The organism is Saccharothrix sp. NPDC042600, assembly GCF_040647305.1.
Classification (GTDB): domain Bacteria; phylum Actinomycetota; class Actinomycetes; order Mycobacteriales; family Pseudonocardiaceae; genus Actinosynnema; species Actinosynnema mutabilis.
This window is the reverse complement of the sequence record NZ_JBEZBW010000066.1, coordinates 1-17,467: the sequence shown is the minus strand read 5'-3', so window position 1 is coordinate 17,467 and position 17,467 is coordinate 1. Positions and strand designations below refer to the sequence as shown.

15 protein-coding genes are annotated in these 17,467 nt (G+C 73.1%); 8 read left to right on the top strand and 7 right to left on the bottom strand.

The features are described from left to right. Nucleotides 1-2: 2 nt before the first annotated feature. From AB0A74_RS29885 to AB0A74_RS29865, 5 genes are all read right to left on the bottom strand, one after another. On the bottom strand, nt 3-821 hold the full coding sequence (locus AB0A74_RS29885) for an ATP-binding cassette domain-containing protein (protein WP_358254605.1): 819 nt from the start codon (nt 819-821) through the stop codon (nt 3-5). Then, complete coding sequence (locus AB0A74_RS29880; RefSeq protein ID WP_358254603.1) at nt 818-2,602, bottom strand: dipeptide/oligopeptide/nickel ABC transporter permease/ATP-binding protein; 1,785 nt, start codon at nt 2,600-2,602, stop codon at nt 818-820. Before AB0A74_RS29880 ends, AB0A74_RS29885 begins: the two co-directional genes overlap by 4 nt. Next, entirely contained in the window at nt 2,599-3,540 is a 942-nt protein-coding gene (locus tag AB0A74_RS29875; RefSeq protein WP_358254602.1) for an ABC transporter permease, read from the bottom strand. Before AB0A74_RS29875 ends, AB0A74_RS29880 begins: the two co-directional genes overlap by 4 nt. 57 nt (nt 3,541-3,597) lie before the next feature. After that, nucleotides 3,598-5,127: an ABC transporter substrate-binding protein gene (locus AB0A74_RS29870; protein ID WP_358254600.1), complete on the bottom strand. Its 1,530-nt coding sequence runs from the start codon at nt 5,125-5,127 to the stop codon at nt 3,598-3,600. A 572-nt stretch (nt 5,128-5,699) separates the two neighbouring features. Then, nucleotides 5,700-6,671 carry a methyltransferase dimerization domain-containing protein gene (locus tag AB0A74_RS29865; protein WP_358254598.1) on the bottom strand — a complete coding sequence of 324 codons (972 nt, stop codon included), beginning with the start codon at nt 6,669-6,671 and terminating at the stop codon, nt 5,700-5,702. Nucleotides 6,672-6,815: 144 nt separating this feature from the next. Here AB0A74_RS29865 and AB0A74_RS29860 point away from each other — a divergent pair, with 144 nt between their 5' ends. Genes AB0A74_RS29860 through AB0A74_RS29835 form a run of 6 tightly spaced genes read left to right on the top strand, consistent with a single transcriptional unit; the run spans nt 6,816 to nt 12,726 of the window. Beyond that, nucleotides 6,816-7,526, top strand: coding sequence for an SDR family oxidoreductase (locus tag AB0A74_RS29860; RefSeq protein WP_358254596.1), 711 nt, complete (start codon nt 6,816-6,818; stop codon nt 7,524-7,526). A 32-nt stretch (nt 7,527-7,558) separates the two neighbouring features. Beyond that, nucleotides 7,559-8,656 (top strand): zinc-binding dehydrogenase, encoded by a 1,098-nt coding sequence (locus tag AB0A74_RS29855; RefSeq protein ID WP_358254594.1) that lies wholly within the window; start codon nt 7,559-7,561, stop codon nt 8,654-8,656. A gap of 17 nt (nt 8,657-8,673) precedes the next feature. Next, nucleotides 8,674-9,630 (top strand): aldo/keto reductase, encoded by a 957-nt coding sequence (locus tag AB0A74_RS29850; protein ID WP_358254592.1) that lies wholly within the window; start codon nt 8,674-8,676, stop codon nt 9,628-9,630. A gap of 5 nt (nt 9,631-9,635) precedes the next feature. Then, entirely contained in the window at nt 9,636-10,601 is a 966-nt protein-coding gene (locus AB0A74_RS29845) for an alpha/beta hydrolase (RefSeq protein WP_358254651.1), read from the top strand. Then, the gene (locus tag AB0A74_RS29840; protein WP_358254591.1) at nt 10,598-11,560 is read left to right on the top strand and encodes an alpha/beta hydrolase; all 963 of its coding nucleotides are present in this window, start codon (nt 10,598-10,600) and stop codon (nt 11,558-11,560) included. Before AB0A74_RS29845 ends, AB0A74_RS29840 begins: the two co-directional genes overlap by 4 nt. Continuing rightward, on the top strand, nt 11,557-12,726 hold the full coding sequence (locus AB0A74_RS29835; protein WP_358254590.1) for a multidrug effflux MFS transporter: 1,170 nt from the start codon (nt 11,557-11,559) through the stop codon (nt 12,724-12,726). Before AB0A74_RS29840 ends, AB0A74_RS29835 begins: the two co-directional genes overlap by 4 nt. On the opposite strand, the gene AB0A74_RS29830 is transcribed toward AB0A74_RS29835, so the two are convergent. Beyond that, entirely contained in the window at nt 12,723-13,670 is a 948-nt protein-coding gene (locus AB0A74_RS29830; RefSeq protein WP_358254589.1) for an NAD(P)-dependent alcohol dehydrogenase, read from the bottom strand. The genes AB0A74_RS29835 and AB0A74_RS29830 overlap by 4 nt on opposite strands. Nucleotides 13,671-13,739: 69 nt before the next feature. Between AB0A74_RS29830 and AB0A74_RS29825 the strand changes: the two genes are divergently transcribed. Both AB0A74_RS29825 and AB0A74_RS29820 read left to right on the top strand, forming a co-directional pair. After that, nucleotides 13,740-14,378 carry a TetR/AcrR family transcriptional regulator gene (locus AB0A74_RS29825; protein ID WP_358254587.1) on the top strand — a complete coding sequence of 213 codons (639 nt, stop codon included), beginning with the start codon at nt 13,740-13,742 and terminating at the stop codon, nt 14,376-14,378. Continuing rightward, complete coding sequence (locus AB0A74_RS29820; protein ID WP_358254586.1) at nt 14,375-15,040, top strand: DUF4253 domain-containing protein; 666 nt, start codon at nt 14,375-14,377, stop codon at nt 15,038-15,040. The genes AB0A74_RS29825 and AB0A74_RS29820 overlap by 4 nt, the downstream gene beginning before the upstream one ends. A 4-nt stretch (nt 15,041-15,044) precedes the next feature. On the opposite strand, the gene helR is transcribed toward AB0A74_RS29820, so the two are convergent. Beyond that, nucleotides 15,045-17,213, bottom strand: coding sequence for an RNA polymerase recycling motor ATPase HelR (helR, locus tag AB0A74_RS29815; RefSeq protein ID WP_358254584.1), 2,169 nt, complete (start codon nt 17,211-17,213; stop codon nt 15,045-15,047). Between the last annotated feature and the right edge of the window lie 254 nt (nt 17,214-17,467).

Below are 17,467 nucleotides of genomic sequence, written 5' to 3'. Positions count from 1 at the left end.
GGTCAGGCCGTGTCGCGGAGGGCGAGCCACGCGGCGCGGCGCTCGGCCTGGCGGACGGGGTCGGCGACCGGGGCGGCCAGCAGCAGCCGCCGGGTGTAGGGGTGCTCGGGCTCGCGGGTGACCGCGCGGGCGTCGCCGGACTCCACGATCTCGCCCTGGTACATGACCGACACCCGGTGGCACACCCGCCGCACCACACCGAGGTCGTGCGACACGAACAGGTACGACACCCCGGTTTCCCGCTGGAGGTCCAGGAACAGGTCCAGCACGGTGGCCTGCGTGGTGAGGTCCAGGGCGCTGACCGGCTCGTCGCACACGATCAGCCGGGGCCGCCGGACCAGCGCCCGCGCGATGGCGATCCGCTGCCGCTGCCCGCCGGAGAACTCGCTGGGGTAGCGGTGCACCGAGTCCGCGGGCAGGCGCACGTGGTCGAGCATCTCGGCCACCACCGCGCGGGCCTCGCGCGCGCCGGCCGCCACCAGCGGCTCCGCCAGCACCTCGCCCACGGTCATGGTCGGGTCGAGCGAGCCGTAGGGGTCCTGGAAGACCACCTGGATGTCGTTGGCCAGCCGACGACGGGCCGCGCCCCGCGCGTGGGTGATGTCCACCCCGTCGAACGTGATCCGCCCCGACGTGACGGCCGCGAGCCCCAGCACGGCCTTGCCCAGCGTCGACTTGCCCGACCCGCTCTCCCCGACCAGCCCGACGCACTCCCCCGCGCCCACGGACAGCGACACGCCCTTCAACGCGCGCAGCTCCAGCTTGCGGTGCAGGCGGTAGTCGACCACCAGGTCCTCGACGTCCAGCAGTGCGGCGGTCATCGCGCCTCGTCCTCCCCACCCACGCGGGCCAACTCGTCCAGCTCGTGCCGCCCCTCGGTGTCGTCCAGGGACGCGCTGATCAACTCCGCCGTGTACGGGTCGGCGGGCCGGCGGAAGATCTGCTCCACCGGACCGGTCTCCACGATCCGGCCGTCCTTCATCACCACGACCCGGTCGCAGATGTCCGCCACGACGCCGAAGTTGTGCGTGACGATCACCAGCGCCATGCCGTACTCCTCCTGCAACTCGCGCAGCAGCTCCAGCACCTCCGCCTGCACGGTGACGTCCAACGCGGTCGTCGGCTCGTCGGCGACCAGCAGCGCCGGCCGGCCCGCCACCGCGCCCGCGATCAGCACGCGTTGCGCCATGCCGCCGGAGATCTGGTGCGGGTACGAGCGCAGCACCCGGTCCGGGTCGGTGATGCCCACCCGCACCAGCACCTCCCGCGCCCGTGCGCGGGCGTCGGCCTTGGACAGGCCGTGGACGTGCCGCAACGGCTCCACGAGCTGGTGCTCGATCGTGTAGCACGGGTCGAGGTTGCTCATCGGCTCCTGCGGCACGTACCCGATGGACCGGCCCAGCGCGCCGCGGTCCACCTCCTCACCGGAGAGCAGGATGCGGTCGGCGACCGCCGTCCCGCCCGCCGGCAGCAGGTCCAGCACGGCGAAGATGGTCTGCGTCTTGCCCGAGCCCGACTCCCCCACGATGCCGAGCACCTCGCCGGGCGCGGCGTCCAGCGACACCCCGCGCACGACCTCCTTCACCCCCGACCGCGTCGCGTACCCGACCCGCAGGTTCTCGACGCGCAGCACGCAGCCGGCGGGGTCGTGCTCGTGCCCCCCGCTCGCGGGCCGGGTGGAGGCGGCCAGCTCCCGCCGCACCGCGCCGCGCGAGCGCCGTGACGGCTGGTCGGAGCGCACGCTGACCAGGTCGGCCAGCGTCGAGCCGATGAACGCGAGCGCGGCGATCGTGACCCCCAGCGCGATCGACGGCCACAGCAGGATCAGCGGCTGGGTCAGCATGGTCTGGAAGCCGTCGTTCATCATCTGGCCCCAGCTCGGCGTGGACGCCGACCCGATGCCGAGGAACTGCAACCCCGCCTGCATGCCGACCGCGATGCCCGCGGTCAACGCCGTCTGCACGACGATCGGCGCGTACACGGCGCGCAGCATGTGCGTGCGCAGGATGCGGGCGTTGGTCACGCCGGCCACGCGGGCGGCGTCGATGTACGGCTCGCGCCGCACGGCCAGCGCCCGCGCCCGGGTGATCCGGTAGTAGCCGGGGGCGAGGAACACGCCCAGCGCCACCATCAGCACGGTGAAGTCCTGCCCGGTCCCCGCGGCGACCACCAGCAGCACGATCATGCCCGGCACGGACTGCAACGCGTCGCTGAGCCACGAGCACACCCGGTCGGTGACCCCGCCGAAGTAGCCGGCCGCCACGCCCGTCGGCACGCCCAGCAGCAGCCCCGCCGCGCACGTGATCACCGCGCCGTACAGGGTGGTGCGCGCCCCGTGCAGCAGCCGGGACAGGATGTCGCGGCCCGCCGAGTCGCCGCCGAGCAGGTGCTCGCCGCCCGGCGCGGCCCGGGTGATCCGGAAGTCGACCAGGTTCGGGTCGAACGGCGCGAGCCACGGCGCGAGCACCGCGATCACCACCACGACCGCGAACACGGCCAGGGCGACCACGCCCAGCGGGCGGCGCAGGTACCGCCGCCACAGCGAGATCCGCTTCGCGGACGCCAACGGGATCGGTGCCACGGGGGCCGGTACTGCGGTCATCGGTCGCGCACCTTCGGGTTGACCCACCCGAGCACGAGGTCGAGCAGGAAGTTGACGATCACGACGAACACCACCGTCACGGCGGTCAGGCCCAGCAGCACCGGGATGTCCCCGATCTGCGACGCGGACTGGGTCAGGCTGCCGATGCCGGGCAGGTTGAACACGATCTCCACCACGATCGCCCCGCCCAGCAGCCCCACGAACAGCAGCGCCAGCACCGTGAGGGCGGCGGGCGAGGCGTTGCGCAGCACGTGGGCGGTGACCCGGCGGTCGGACAGGCCGCGCGCCCGCAACGTGCGGACGAAGTCCTGGCCGGCGACCTGGAGGAAGCCGTTGCGCAGCTGCTCGGCCACCATCACGATCGCGCCCAGCGCCAGCGACACCGACGGCAGCGTGATCGACCGCAGCCAGCCGCCCACCGACTCCTCCGGCGAGACGTACCCGATGGCCGGGAACCACCGCAGCTCGATCGCGAACCAGGTCACCAGCACGAGGCTGACCCAGAACCCGGGCAGCGCGAACAGCACCACCGACGCGAGCTTGAGCCCCCGGTCGAGCAGTCCGCCGGGCCGAAGCCCGCACACGATCCCCACGGCCACGCCGACCACGGCCGCGAGCACGGTGGCGACCACCACGACCGACAGCGTCACGGGGACGCGCAGCGCCATCTGGTCGTTGACCGGCTGGAAGTTGCGCCACGACGTGCCGAAGTCACCCGTGGCGGCGTTGGAGAACCAGTTCCAGAACTGGACCAGCAGCGGCTGGTCGTAGCCGATCCGGGCGCGCAGCGCGGCTTGCTGCGCCGGGGTGGCGCTGTTGCCGAGCAGGCCGGGGGTCGGGTCGCCCACGGCCAGGTGCGCCAGGAAGAACGTGCCGCTGGTGACGACCACGAGCAGCAACAGCCCGGACATCAGGCGTTTCGCGATGAAAGACAGCATCGTCGGCTCCTCGCCGGCGGGTCCGCCGTGGACGGACCCGCCGGTCGCACGGGCGCGTCAGCCGCGCTGGATGAACCGCAGCGTCGGGAACATCATGCCGGTGACCGGCGTGACGGTGATCCCCTTGACGCTGAAGTAGGTGTTGTCGGCCTGGTACCAGACGCTCCACCAGGCCTCGTCGACGAGTTCGGCGTTGAGCTTCTTGAGCAGCTCGGTCTGCGCCGCGCCGGGCTCGGCCTTCTCGACCTGCTCGACCAGCGCCTTGACCTCGGGGTAGGCGTCCACCGAGGGGGTGGGGTTATACCACTGGGCGGTGGTGACCTGGTCGGTCAGGGTGGCCATGTCGTTGCCCGCCAACGCGATCACGGCGAGGAACATCGGGTAGGTGGGCGCGTTCTTCTGGTAGTCGGGCATGGCCATGTCCTGCCACTCGACCTTGATGCCCAGCTCGCCGAAGGTCTGGTTGGCGGCGGGCTGCCAGGCGGCGAAGATCGGCGACATCGGCATCTTGACGGTGAAGCCGCCCGGGTAGCCGGCTTCGGCGAGCAGCGCCTTGGCCTTGGCCATGTCGGTCTTGTACTTGTCGTTCATCGACTTGTCGTAGACCTGGCCGTCGACGGAGAAGACCTGGTTGGTGACCGTGCCGGAGCCGTTGCCGACCGCGTTGAGGATGCCGGCGGCGTCGAAGGCGTGGCTGATGGCCTGGCGGACCCGCTTGTCCCCCAACGCTTTGACCTGGGCACCGGTGCGGTCGGCGTACTGGACGCCGACCCAGCTCGCGGCGCGGCTGGCGATGTTCCAGCCGTTCTCCTTCGCCTTGGGCAGGTTGGCCGCGTTGGCGAACTGGACGTTGAGCTGGCCGGAGAGCATGGCGTTGAAGCTCGCGGTCTGGTCGGTGATCGGGTACAGCCGCACCGTCGGGAACGGGTAGGTGCCGGTGTCCCAGTGCTCCTGCTTCTTGGTGAAGACGTACTGGGACTGCGGGGTCGAGCCGGCCTTGTCGTAGGTGTACGGGCCGGAGCCGACGGGGCCGTTGGCGAGCGCGCCGGACTGGATCGCGGCGGGCGAGGCCATCCAGCTGCGGCCCAGGCCCATCTGGTAGAGCAGGGCGTCGTCGCGCTTGGACAGCTTGATCTCGATGGTGTCGGCGTCCTTGGCGGAGGCGGACGCGACGTTGAGGTAGGCCTGGCCGGAGCGGACGCCGGACTTGAGGTGCTGGATGTTGGCCACGGCCGCGGCGGCGTCGAACTTCTGGCCGTCCTCGAACGACACGCCTTGGCGCAGGTCGGCGGTGAGGGTGAGCCGGTCGGCCGACCACTCCCAGGAGGTGGCCAGCGCGGGGATCGGCTTGCCGTCCTTGTCGAGCGCGACCAGCGGGTCGTAGACGGCCGACAGGTAGGGGCCGTCGAAGCCGATGTCGGCGCTCGCGGGGTCCCACGACGTGATGTCGAGGAACACGCCGGCCTTCAACTCGCCGGTGTCGGTCGCGGCGGCCGTGCCGCCACCACCGGCCCCGGTGCATCCGGCGAGCGCGGTGGCCGCCGCGGCAGCCGCCGCGACCAGTGCCGATGTCCGTCTCCTGGTCATCGAGTCCTTCTCTCGGGGGGTGCTGGGACTGCTGGGGAGTCACGCGCCGCTGCCGGCCGGCCACACCTGGAGCGTGTCGGTGAAGTGAGACCTGGCTCACTGCGATGGCGGTTAGTCTACGGTCGTCGGCAAAAAATGCAACGCCCGAGCAACCTGCTGTTCGCCCTGGGACAAACCGGATGGCGAAGTTCTACAAATGTAGGAAATCGTATTCGATCCGGCCGCCGGCGGGTGGTCGCGGGCGAGGCGGCGGCGACACGCGGGCGAGCGAGCCGGCGGGCGGCGAGCAGGGCAGGGGCGGGCGCGGCAGGCAGGGGCAGGCGCGCGGCAGGCAGGGGCAGGGCAGGGGGGCGAGCAGCGGGGGCGGTGGGCGGCAGGCGGGTGGTGAGCAGGGCGGGCAGCGGGTGGTGAGCAGGGCGGGCAGGCGGGTGGGCTGAGCCCGAGAACGAGCCGGCCGGCAGCCCCCACCCGCCCGCCAGTCGCCGGCTACCGCTCGCCCAGCATCGCGCCCGACACCCGCCGCGCCCCGCAGCCCGCGCCCCGCACCCGCCGCCGGCGCGCGGCCCTGCCGATCACACCGCGTCGGCGACCAGCACCCGCGGGCTGCCGGGCAGCGCCAGCACCTCGCGCACCCGCCACCCGGCCCTCTCCAGCCACCCGCGCACCTCGGCCTCCGGGTACACCACGGTCCCGTCGATCACGAAGTACTCCCCCGCGTGCAACGCGTCGATCCGCCGCTGCCGCGCATCGTCGTCCAGGAAGAAGTCCAGCAACAGCAACGTGCCCCCGTCCGCCGCCGCCGCCCGAGCGTTCCTCAGGACCACCTCGTTCTGCTCGGCCGTGAACCGGTGCACCACGTGGTTGACCATCACCAGGTCGTGGTCACCGCCCGGCTCGGCGCTCTCCGTCTCCGCGGGCTCGATCGACGCCCGGTCGGTGAACCCGGCCGCCGCCAGGGCGTCCTCGATCCCCTGCGTCGCCATCGGCGCGAACACGAACCGGGCCGTCAGCGACGGGTTCGCGCGCAGCGCACCCACCGCGAACTCCGGCGACAACCCGCCCAGGTCCAGCATCGACCGGTACGGCGTGAAGTCGAAGTTCCGCGCCAGCATCGCCGCGTGCAGCGCGTTGTACCGCATGACACCGGCCATGAACGTCGCCCACCGGCCCTCGTCCATCTTCAGGTCGCCGGGCGTGGTCGTGTCCACCGTCGTGTCGAACTGCAGCCAGTGGCCGTAGCTGATCTCGTTCAGGAACGTCAGGAACGGCCCCAGGTCGTTCTCGCCGCCCAGGTACTCGGCGGCGTCGGGGGCCAGCGAGTACCGGCCCTCCGCCCGGTCCAGCAGGCCCTCGGCGTTCATCGCGTCGGCCAGGACGCGGACCATCTGCTCGCTCACGCCCGTCTCGGCGGCGATCTCGGCCACCGTGCGCGGACCACCGGCCAGCGCCCGGAACAGTCCCACGCGGGACGCGGCGAACAGTTGCTTCGCGCCCATGTAACCGATGGCCAGGTCGACGATGCGGTCCGGTGCGGGTCCGGTCATTGCGGCTCCTCCAAGGAAACCCGGGGTTCAAGTGGGTCGAGAGTCTACGCATGTTGACTAAAAACGCCAGACCCCTTGCGGCGGCGTGAATTTTTTTTCTACGCTCGTAGCCTCAACGCCCCGAGGTGACGGAGGAAACCCCAGATGGCCCGGACCGTGCTGGTCACCGGCGGAGCGGGCGGCATCGGCCGCGCCATCGCCACCGCGTTCACCGCCGCGGGTGACACCGTGGTGCTCACCGACCTCGCCGGCGCGCCGGAGGCCGCCGCCGAACTCGGCGTCCGCGCCGTCACCGCGGACATCACCGACGAGGACTCGGTCATCCGCGCCCTGGACGAGGTCGGCCCGGTCGACGTGCTGGTCAACAACGCCGGCCTGCTCAGCGTCCACGGCCGCCTGCTCGACCTGCCCGGCGCCGACCTGCACGCGATCCTGCGCACCAACGTCCTGGGCACCTTCCTGATGACCCAGCACGTCGCCCACCGCATGGTCCAGCGCGGCACCCGCGGCGCGATCGTCAACCTGTCCTCCATCGGCGGCCGGCAGCCGACCCCCGGCATGGGCGGCTACGAGAGCAGCAAGGCCGCCGTGGACGCGCTCACCCGCTGGGCCGCGGTCGAACTGGCCGAGCACGGCATCCGCGTCAACGCCGTCGCGCCCGGCCCCGTGCTGACCCCGGTGCTCGCCGCCGGCCTGCCCGAGGGCTCCCCCGCCCGCAAGGCCTGGCTGGACCGCATCCCGTTGCGCCAGTTGGCTTCCGTCGAGGCCGTCGCCGCCGCCGTGGTGTTCCTCGCGGGCGCGGAGCACGTCACCGGCACGAGCCTGCCCGTCGACGGCGGCCAACTCCTGACCTGAGCCCCGAGCCCACCCACGCGACAAGGAACCCGATGCCCTCCTCCACCCGGGCGGCGGTGCTGACCGAGCACGGCGCGCCGCTGCACCTCACCGAACTCCCCCTGCCCGCCGACCTCGAACCCGGCGCGGCGCTGGTGCGGGTCTCCTGCGCCACCCTGTGCGGCACGGACGTCGAGATCTGGTCCGGCCGCATGAGCTTCCCCGGCATGCTGCCGATGGTGCTGGGCCACGAGATGGTCGGCGAGGTCGTCGCCGCCGGCGCGGACACCCGGGACGCCCTGGGCCGCGACATCCCCGTCGGCGCGCGCATCGGCTGGTCGGAGTCCACGTGCGGCGAGTGCCACGGCTGCGTCGTCCTGCGCCAGCCGGTGGCCTGCGCCAAGCGCGGTTACGGTTTCCTCCAGCGCTCGGACGTCCACCCGTACGCCACCGCCGGGCTGTGCGAGTACGCCTACGTCGTGCCGCGCGCGGCCAAGCTGCTGCTGCCCGACGAGGTCCCGGACACATGGGCCGCGATGGCCGGGTGCGCGGCCAAGACCGTGCTGCGCGCGTTCGACGGCATCGGCGGGGTGCGGACCGGGTCCACCGTGGTCGTCCAGGGCTCCGGCGCGCTGGGCCTGTTCGCCTCCGCCGTCGCCCGCATCTCCGGCGCCGGCAGGGTGATCACCGTCGGCGCGCCGCCCTCCCGCCTCGACCTGGCCCGCGAGTTCGGCGCGGACGCCACCGTGGACATCGCCGACGGCACCACCGTCGAGCAGGTGCTCGACCTCACCGGCGGGCGCGGCGCGGACCTGGTCATGGACTTCGCCGGCGCGCCCTCGGTGGGCCGGGAGGCCGTCGCGATGGCCGCGCAGGGCGGCGGGGTCGTGATCGTGGGCAGCACCGGCCCCGACAGCGACCCGCTCCCGCTCGGCACGGTCATGGGCAAGGAGCTGACCGTGCGCGGCTCGCTCAACGGCGACATCGCCGACTACCACCACGCCATCGAGTTCTTCCAGGCCTTCGCCGACCGCATGCCGTGGGACCGCCTGTTCGGCACCCCGGTGGGCCTGTCGGCCGCCCACGACCGGATCGAGGCCATGCACCGGCTGGACGAGGTCAAGGCCGTCATCGACCCCCGACTCCCCTGACCCACTAGGAGCGCACCGTGTCCCCCTTGCCCCGCCGCCGCCTCGGCACGTCAGACCTGGAGGTCTCGGCGCTGTCCCTGGGCTCGTGGCACACCTACGACCGCATGGACTTCGCCGACGCGGTCACCATGGTCCGCGCGGCCGTGGACGCCGGCGTCAACCTGTTCGACGTGGGCGTCTACGGCGCGCCCGGCATGCCGCCGGTGTTCACCGACGTCATCTGGAGCGCGATCATGCGCGCCGCCCGCATCCCGCGCGACCGGTACCTGGTCTCGGCCAAGCTCTGGTTGGAGGGCTTCGGCGACCGGGGCTTCCGCCCCCAGCTGGAGAACGCCTTCCTGCGCGGCGGTTTCGACGTCGCCGACCTGGTCATCCTCGGCGACCTGCGCCGCGACGACATCGCGCTGGAAGACCTGGTGGACGACCTCGCCGCGCTGACCCGGGACGGCCTGATCCGCGCCTGGGGCGTCAACAACTGGTCCGCCTCCACCATCCGCGCGTTGCAGGACATCGCCGCCGTCAAGCGCGTGCCCGGCCCGCAGATCGCCCAGCTCAAGTACAGCATCGGCCGCCGCGCCATCCCCGACGGCGAGCCGTTCGGCCGGCTGTTCGCCGACGGGTTCGCCATGCAGGCCTCGGACGTGCTCGAAGGCGGCATCCTGGCGGGCAACACCGGGCAGTCCCGCGAGATCGGGCGCGACCCCGGCGGCATCCGCGAGGAGATCAAGCGGCACGCCGCCGGCGTCGCCGAGGTCGCCCGGGAACTGGGCACGAGCGCCGCCCGGCTGGCCGTCGCCTTCACCCTCACCCACCCCGCCAACGCCACCACGCTGTTCGGCGCGACCAAGCTCGCCCAGCTCGAAGACAACCTCGCCGCCGTCGACCTGGTCGAGCGGGTCGGCGCCGCCGAGATCCGCGCGCTGGTCGAGCCGTTCTGGGCCGACCGCGGTGTGATCGACCCCGAAGGGCCGTGATCGACGTGCCGCACACCCCCGTCCCGTTCGACCCCGAGATCGAGCCGGCGCTGGCCGGGATCGTCCAGCCCGACGCACCGCCGTTCACCCCCGAGACCATCCCCGGGATGCGCGCGGCGATGGCGTCGATGTTCCCGCCCGCCGCCGAGGTGGTCGGCGACGCGCCCGTGGACGTCGTGGAACGCACCTTCCCCGGCCCCGCCGGCGAGCTGGAGGTCACGATCCTCTCGCCGCGCGGCCTCGACGGCCCGGTCCCGGGCCTCTACAACATCCACGGCGGCGGCATGATGGTCGGCCACCGCAACATGGACACCGGCCGGCTGCTCGCGCTCGTTCTGGAGCACAACGTGGTCGCGGTCAACGTCGACTACCGGCTGGCGCCCGAGCACCCGCACCCGGCGCCCGTCGAGGACTGCTACGCGGGCCTGGTGTGGATGGCGGACAACGCCGCCGAGCTGGGCGTGGACCCCGAGCGGATCGTCGTCATGGGCGGCAGCGCCGGCGGCGGCCTGTCGGCGGCCGTGGCGCTGCTGGCCCGCGACCGGGGCGGCCCGAAGCTCGTCGGGCAGCTGCTGCTGTGCCCGATGATCGACGACACCAACACCACCGTGTCCAGCCACCAGTACCCCGACGCCGGCACGTGGACGCGCGAGACGAACCTCGCCGGCTGGCGGTCGCTGCTCGGCGACGCCGCCGGCGGCCCGGACGTCTCCCCGTACGCGGCCCCCGCCCGGGCCACCGACCTGTCCGGGCTGCCGCCGGCGTTCATCGAGGTGGGCAGCGCGGAGCCGTTCCGCGACGAGGACACCGAGTACGCGCTGCGGATCTGGGCCACCGGCGGCCAGGCGGAGCTGCACGTGTGGAGCGGCGCGTTCCACGGGTTCGACATGTACGTGCCCGACTGGCACGTCAGCCGGACGGCCCTGGCCACGCGCGACTCGTGGCTGCGGCGCGTGCTGGGGACGCGGTGAAGCCCGTCCCGTACGACCCGGAGCTGGAACCCGGCCTCGCGGCGTTCCTGGACCTGGTCGAGCGCATCCCGCTGCGGGCGGACACGATCCTGGTCAACCGCGCGCACTTCGCCACCATCGTGCCGCCGGTCGAGCAGGTCGTGGGCGACCGGCCGGTGGAGGTCGAGGACCGCACGGTCCCCGGCCCGCCGGGCCAACCGGACATCGTGGTCACGGTGGTGCGTCCGCGCGGAGGGGTCGTGGACGCGCCGGCGATCTACAGCATCCACGGCGGCGGGATGGTGCTGGGCAACCGGTTCTTCGGCCTGGACGGGCTGATCGCCGACGTGCTGCGGTTCGGCGCGGTCGGCGTGTCCGTCGAGTACCGGCTGGCGCCCGAGCACCCCGCGCCCGCCGCCGTCGAGGACTGCTACGCGGGCCTGGTGTGGCTGGCCGCCCACGCCGCCGAACTCGGCGTGGACCCGGCGAGGGTCGTGGTGACCGGGGCGAGCGCCGGCGGCGGGCTCTCGGCCGGGGTCGCCCTGCTGGCCCGCGACCGCGGCGGGCCGGCGCTGGCCGGGCAGGTGCTGCTGTGCCCGATGCTGGACGACCGCAACGAGACCGTGTCCACCCGGCAGTACGACGGGCTGGGCGCGTGGGACCGCAACAACAACGACACCGCGTGGGACGCGATCCTGGGGCCGCTGCGGTTCACCGACGGGGCCTCGCCGTACCAGGTCCCGGCGCGCATGGCCGACCTGTCCGGGCTGCCGCCCGCGTTCGTGGACGTCGGCGCGGCGGAGATCTTCCGCGACGAGGCCGTCGGGTACGCGTCGCGGATCTGGGCCACCGGCGGGCAGGCGGAGCTGCACGTGTGGGCGGGCGGGTACCACGGCTTCGCCGGGTTCTCGCCGACCGCCGAGGTGTCCCGCACGGCGGAGGCGGCGCGGTTGTCCTTCCTGCGGCGCGTCCTGCGGTGAACCTGCGGCGGGTCGCCGTCGTCCTGGGGTTGCTGGAGACCTTCGGGCCGATCTCGATGGACCTCTACCTGCCCCTGCTGCCGCGCCTGGCCGCCGACCTGGGCACCTCCGAGAGCCTGGCGCAGGCGACGATGTCGGCGTGCATGCTGGGGTTGGCGCTGGGCCAGCTGGTCGTGGGGCCGCTCAGCGACCGGCTGGGCCGGCGGCGGCCCCTGGTCGTCGGCGTCGGCGGGTTCACCCTGCTGTCGCTGGTGTGCGCGGTGACGCCGTCGATCGAGCTGTTGCTGGCGGCCAGGTTCCTCCAGGGGTTGTGCGGGTCGGCCGGGATCGTGATCGCCCTGGCCGTCGCCCGTGACCTGACCGAGGGCGTGGAACTGGTGCGGCTGCTGGCGATGCTGACCACGGTCGGTGCGCTGGCCCCGATCGTGGCGCCGGTGGTCGGCGGGCAGCTCGCGGCGGTGATGGGGTGGCGCGGGATCTTCCTGGTGCTGGCCGGGATCGGCGCGCTGTTGTTCGTGTTGGCGCTGACCGCCTTGCCGGAGAGCCTGCCGCCACCGGCACGGCGCGTCACGGGCATGTTCCAGGACGTGGGTGTCCTGCTGCGTGACCGCTTGTTCCTGTGCTTCCTGGTGGTCGGGGCGTGCGGCGGGACGGCGTTCTTCACGTACCTGGCGTCGATCAGCTTCGTGGTGCAGGGCAGTTTCGGGTTGAGCCCGCAGTGGTTCAGCGTGTGCTTCGCGGCCAACGCGGTCATGTCCGTGGTGGGCGCGCAGATCAACCGGGCCGTGGTGCGGCGCGCCGGGCCCGCCCGGATGTACGTCATCACCACGACGTGCACCGCCGTGGCGGCTCTGGCCATGCTGGGGACGGCCGGTCTGGGCCTGGTCATGCTGGTCCCGCTGGCGCTGGTGATGCTGATCAGCGGCGGCTCGACCTCGAACGGGTCGGCGCTGGCGCTGGCCGCGCACGGCACGCGGGCCGGCACCGCCGCCGCGCTGTTGGGCACGTCGGCGTTCGCGGTGGGTCCCGTGGTCGCGCCGCTGGTGTCGTTGAACGGGACCAGTCCGTGGTCGATGGCCCTGACGATGGCGGCGGCACACGCCTGCGCCGCCGCGCTCGTCTGGCTGGCGGTGCGCCCGAGGCTGCGCGCACCGGCCCGGGTCTAGGGCCGGACGACGACGTTGCCGACCTTCCGGCCGCTGTCCACCCGGCGGTGGGCGGCGGTGATGTCGGCCAGGTCGTGGACCCGGTCGAGCACCACGGTCAGGGCGGACCGGGCGGCCAGGTCCAGGAGGAACTCGAAGTCCTCCGGGCGTTCGGGGGCCATGCCGGCGGCGACGTCGCCGCGGGCCCGGATCGTGTCGCCCAGTCCGGCCACCGGGAGCAGGAGGGTGCCGCCGTCGGCCAGCAGGCGGCGGCCCGACTTGATGGACAGCGTGCCGACAGTGTCCATCACGACGTCGAACCGCTCCCGGGTGCGGTCGAGCGCGCCGGTCGTGTAGTCGAGCACGCGGTCGGCGCCCAGGTCGTGGACCAGTTGGGCGTTGGCCGCGCTGGTCACCCCGGTGACGACCGCGCCGAAGTGCTTGGCCAACTGGACGGCGTTCGTGCCGAGCGCGCCGGACGCCCCGATCACCAGCACGGTCCGGCCCGCCCGCACCTTCCCCTTGTCGCGCAGGAAGTGCAGGGAGGTCGAGCCGCCGAACAGCAGGCCGGCGGCGTCCTCGTGCGACACCCCTGGCGGCTTGCGGACGACCTTCGCGCCGGCCACGGCCACGTACTCGGCGTGCGCACCGAGGCGCACACCGGTCATGCCGCACACGTCGTCGCCCGGCGCGAACCCGGAGACCCGCGCCCCGACCGCCTCGACCACCCCGGAGAACGAGCCGCCCAGCACCGGCTTGCGCGGCCGCAGCACCCCGAACGCCAACCGCCCGAACACCCCGAACCCCGCCGGGAACCGGGCGGCCCGGATCCGCGCGTCCGCCGAGGTCACGGCGACCGCCCGCACCCGCACCAACACCTCGTCCGCTCTCGGCACGGGCCGGGGGACCTCCGCGACCCGCACCACCTCCGGCGCGCCGTACCCGTCGACCACCGCTGCACGCATGACCCATCCCCCTTACACCTGTAAGTCGGACGGTAGCCTTACAGGTGTAAGAGCGCAAGGAGGTCGCCCGTGTCCCGCCTGACCCACGCCCGCATCGTCGACGCCGCCGCGCGAGTCGCCGACCGCGGCGGCCTGACCCGGGTGAGCATGCGCAACGTCGGCAGGGAGCTGGGCGTCGAGGCGATGTCGCTCTACCACCACCTCAAGGGCAAGGAAGCCCTCCTGGACGCGCTCGCGGACTGGATCTTCGTCCGCATCGAGCTGCCCGACCCGGCCACGCCGTGGCGCGCCGCGATGACCGCCCGAGCCACGTCGGCCCGCGCCGTGCTGTCCGAGCACACGTGGGGCCTGGGCCTGGTCGAGTCCCGCCGCTCCCCCGGCCCGGCCTCCCTGCGCCACCACGACGGCGTGCTGGGTTGTCTGCGGCACAACGGATTCCCGGTGGCGCTGGCGGCCAGCGCGTTCTCCGTCCTGGACGCCTACGTGTACGGGTTCGTGCTGACCGAGCTGAACCTGCCCTTCCAGGCGGGCGAGAGCGCGGAGGAGTTCGTCGCCCAGGTGGACCTGCCCGCCGACCGGTACCCGCACCTGACCGAGATGGTCGCCGAACAGGTCCTCGACCGCGACTACTCCTACGGCGACGAGTTCGCCCGCGGCCTGGAGCTGATCCTCGACAGCCTGGAAGCCCGCCTGGAGGCGGCGCGATGATCACCGAAACGCCCTGGGTCGGCGACGACCCCGCCGGCCAGTGGGCACGACTGCGCGCCGACCACCCGCGCTCCGGCCGGTGGCCCGTGCTGCTCACCACGGACGAGCACCGCCCCTGGTCCACCACCGCGCCGGCAAGCACGCCCGCGCCCGACGACGCCGCCACCCTGCTGGCGCGCTGGTGGACCCGGTACGCCGACGACCCGGCGATCACCGCGCCGTTCGGCCCGGACTGGCCCGGCCCGGCCCCGACGCCGGAAGCCGCCGGCGACCCGGACACGGCCGCTGACGGCGTCGCCGCGGACCTGCTGCACCACTACCCGTCACTGCGTCTGGGCCTGGTCCCCGCCGAGCGCAGCGCCGACGTGCCAGTCGTCGCCGGCTGGACCGGTGCTGCCCACCACACCCGCGACACCGCCGAGGTCTCGACCGTCCTGCGCGACTGGGAGGACCGGTTCGGGGCGCGGGTCGTCGCCCTGGGGCCCGGCGACCTGGTGCTCGGCGTCGCCGCCCCGCCCACCACCCGCGCGGAGGCGTTGGCGGTCGCCGCCGAGCACTTCGCGTTCTGCCCGGACAACGTGTGGCAGGGCGACGCCCGCCTGTCGAGCTACGCCGACCGGCTCGTGGCGGACGGCCACCGGTGGTCGTTCTGGTGGGAATGAACGCTCACCGCGCGACCAACCCGGTCAGCGACGCCGGCAACGGGTCGCGGTGCAGCACGCCCAGGCGCTGCGTGGCGCGGGTGAGCGCCACGTACAGCTCCGCCGCCCCGCGCGGCCCGTCGGCCAGGATGCGGTCGGGGTCCACCACCAGCACGGCGTCGAACTCCAACCCCTTGGTCTCCGACGCCGGCACCGCGCCCGGCACGTCCGGCGGCCCGATCACCACGCTGGTCCCCTCCCGACCGGCCTCCTCCCGCACGAACTCCTCGACCGCCGCGGCGACCCCGTCGTCCGACACGTGCCGCGACCACGGCGGGACACCGCACGCCCGCACCGACTCCGGGGCCCGCGTCTCGGGCGAGAACTCGGCCAGCACCCCGGCGGCCACGGCCATGATCTCCGCGGGCGTCCGGTAGTTCACCGTCAGCGACCGGTACACCCAACGCCCCGGCACGTACGGCTCCAGCACGGCGTCCCACGACCGCGCCCCGGCCGGCGACCGCCGCTGCGCGAGGTCCCCGACCACGGTGAACGAGCGCCCCGGGCAGCGCCGCATGAGCACCCGCCAGTCCATCCCGGACAGTTCCTGCGCCTCGTCCACCACGACGTGCCGGTAGGTCCAGTCCCGGTCGGCGGCGGCCCGCTCGACCAGCTCCCGCGTGTCCTGCTCGACGAACCGCTCCGCCAGGTCCTCGGCGTAGAGCAGGTCGGTGGCGTACAGGTGGTCCTCGTCGTCCATCGAGTCCTGGCGGCCGACGAGCTGGTCCAGCACGCCGGCGGCGAACTCGGCCTGCTTCCTGCGCTCCCGTTCGGCGGCGGCCTGCTCGGCGGACTTGTCCCGGCCCAGCAGGTCCACCAGCTCGTCCAGCAGCGGCACGTCGGAGACGGTCCAGGCGGCGCCGTCGGCCCGGTGCAGCGCGAGGTCCGCGCCGGCGGCCCGCAACCGTTCCTCCGACTCGTACAGCGGCGCCAGCAACGACTCCGGCGTCAACACCGGCCACATCGCGTCCACCGCCGCGGCGAACTCCTCGTCCGCCGCCAACTCCTTCACCAGGTCGGCCCGCAGCCGCTCCCACCCGTCGCGGTCGTCGCGGGTGAGCCACCCGCGCCCGATGCGCGCGATCGCCCGCTCGGTGAGCACGTAGGTGACGATGTCGAGGAACACCGCCCGCGCCTCGTTGTGCGGCAACCCGCTCTGCCGGGCCTCGTCCCGCGCCCACTCGGCGGTCGCGGCGTCGATCCGCACCGTCACGTCCGCGAGGTCGATCGGCACCGGCTCCTCCGGCAACCGCTGCCGATCCGCTACGGCCGCCCTGAGCACGTCCACCATCGCCGGCGACCCCTTGATCCGGGCGGCCTCCGGCGCGTCTTCGGCGGTGACGCGCAACCCGGGCACAAGATCACCGGGCGTCATGAACACCACGTCGGACTCGCCCAACGACGGCAGGACGCGGCTGATGTGGTTGAGGAACGCGGGGTTGGGGCCCACCACCAGCACCCCGTGCCGCTCCATCCGCTCCCGCTGCGTGTAGAGCAGGTAGGCGACGCGGTGCAACGCCACGACGGTCTTGCCGGTGCCCGGTCCGCCTTCGATCACCACGACACCGGGGTGGTCGAGCCGGATGATCTCGTCCTGCTCGGCCTGGATGGTCGCGACGATGTCGCGCATCCCCTCCCCACGCGGCGCGTTGACCGCCGCGAGCAGCGCCGCGTCCCCGCGTTCCCCGCCTTCGGGCCGCCCCAACACCTCGTCGGTGAACTCCAGCACCCGACGTCCCCGCGTGTGGAACTGCCGACGCCGCCGCATCCCCTCCGGCCGCGCGCCGGTGGCGGTGTAGAACGGCCGAGCCGCCGGCGCACGCCAGTCGAGCAGAAGGGGTTCGTACTCGTCATCCTGCTCGAACAACCCGATGCGCCCGATGTAGGACGCCTTGCCGTCAACGCTGTCCAGGCGCCCGAAGCACAACCCGTTGTCGGCCACGTCGAGCCGCCGAGCCTCCTTGCCCAACGCCCGAACCTCGAAGTCCCGCTCCATCGGCGTCCCACCGGTCCCCAACAGAGCAGCCTCGAACGCCCCCTTGACCCGAACCCGCTCGGCATCAAGCCGCGCATAAAGCCCAGCCACGTACTCCCGCTCGGACACGAGCTCCCGACGGTAACCCTCAGTAGACACAAGCCCCCGATCAAGCACTTCCCCGTTACGGTCGGCAAGTGTGCGCCACCCCCGGGGCCTTGCGGCAAGGCCCCCTGTGCGCTATAGGTTAGACATGACAGGGAGTGCCCCTGTCCTTCAGCGCGCAGCGCAATGCCCTTGGGGGGCGCGCAGCGCCCTCGCTTTTGGGCTTTTCCGTCCTCCCCGTATGGCCTGCCCGAAGGGCTACCACACTTTCCCGGGGTTGGGCCAAAAAGTTTTGCGAGGAACGAGCA

Bases quoted from the DNA above. Each gene is read 5' to 3' on its own strand.
- AB0A74_RS29885 (WP_358254605.1), bottom strand. From the start codon at position 821: ATGACCGCCGCACTGCTGGACGTCGAGGACCTGGTGGTCGACTACCGC.
- AB0A74_RS29880 (WP_358254603.1), bottom strand. From the start codon at position 2,602: ATGACCGCAGTACCGGCCCCCGTGGCACCGATCCCGTTGGCGTCCGCG.
- AB0A74_RS29875 (WP_358254602.1), bottom strand. From the start codon at position 3,540: ATGCTGTCTTTCATCGCGAAACGCCTGATGTCCGGGCTGTTGCTGCTC.
- AB0A74_RS29870 (WP_358254600.1), bottom strand. From the start codon at position 5,127: ATGACCAGGAGACGGACATCGGCACTGGTCGCGGCGGCTGCCGCGGCG.
- AB0A74_RS29865 (WP_358254598.1), bottom strand. From the start codon at position 6,671: ATGACCGGACCCGCACCGGACCGCATCGTCGACCTGGCCATCGGTTAC.
- AB0A74_RS29860 (WP_358254596.1), top strand. From the start codon at position 6,816: ATGGCCCGGACCGTGCTGGTCACCGGCGGAGCGGGCGGCATCGGCCGC.
- AB0A74_RS29855 (WP_358254594.1), top strand. From the start codon at position 7,559: ATGCCCTCCTCCACCCGGGCGGCGGTGCTGACCGAGCACGGCGCGCCG.
- AB0A74_RS29830 (WP_358254589.1), bottom strand. From the start codon at position 13,670: ATGCGTGCAGCGGTGGTCGACGGGTACGGCGCGCCGGAGGTGGTGCGG.
- AB0A74_RS29820 (WP_358254586.1), top strand. From the start codon at position 14,375: ATGATCACCGAAACGCCCTGGGTCGGCGACGACCCCGCCGGCCAGTGG.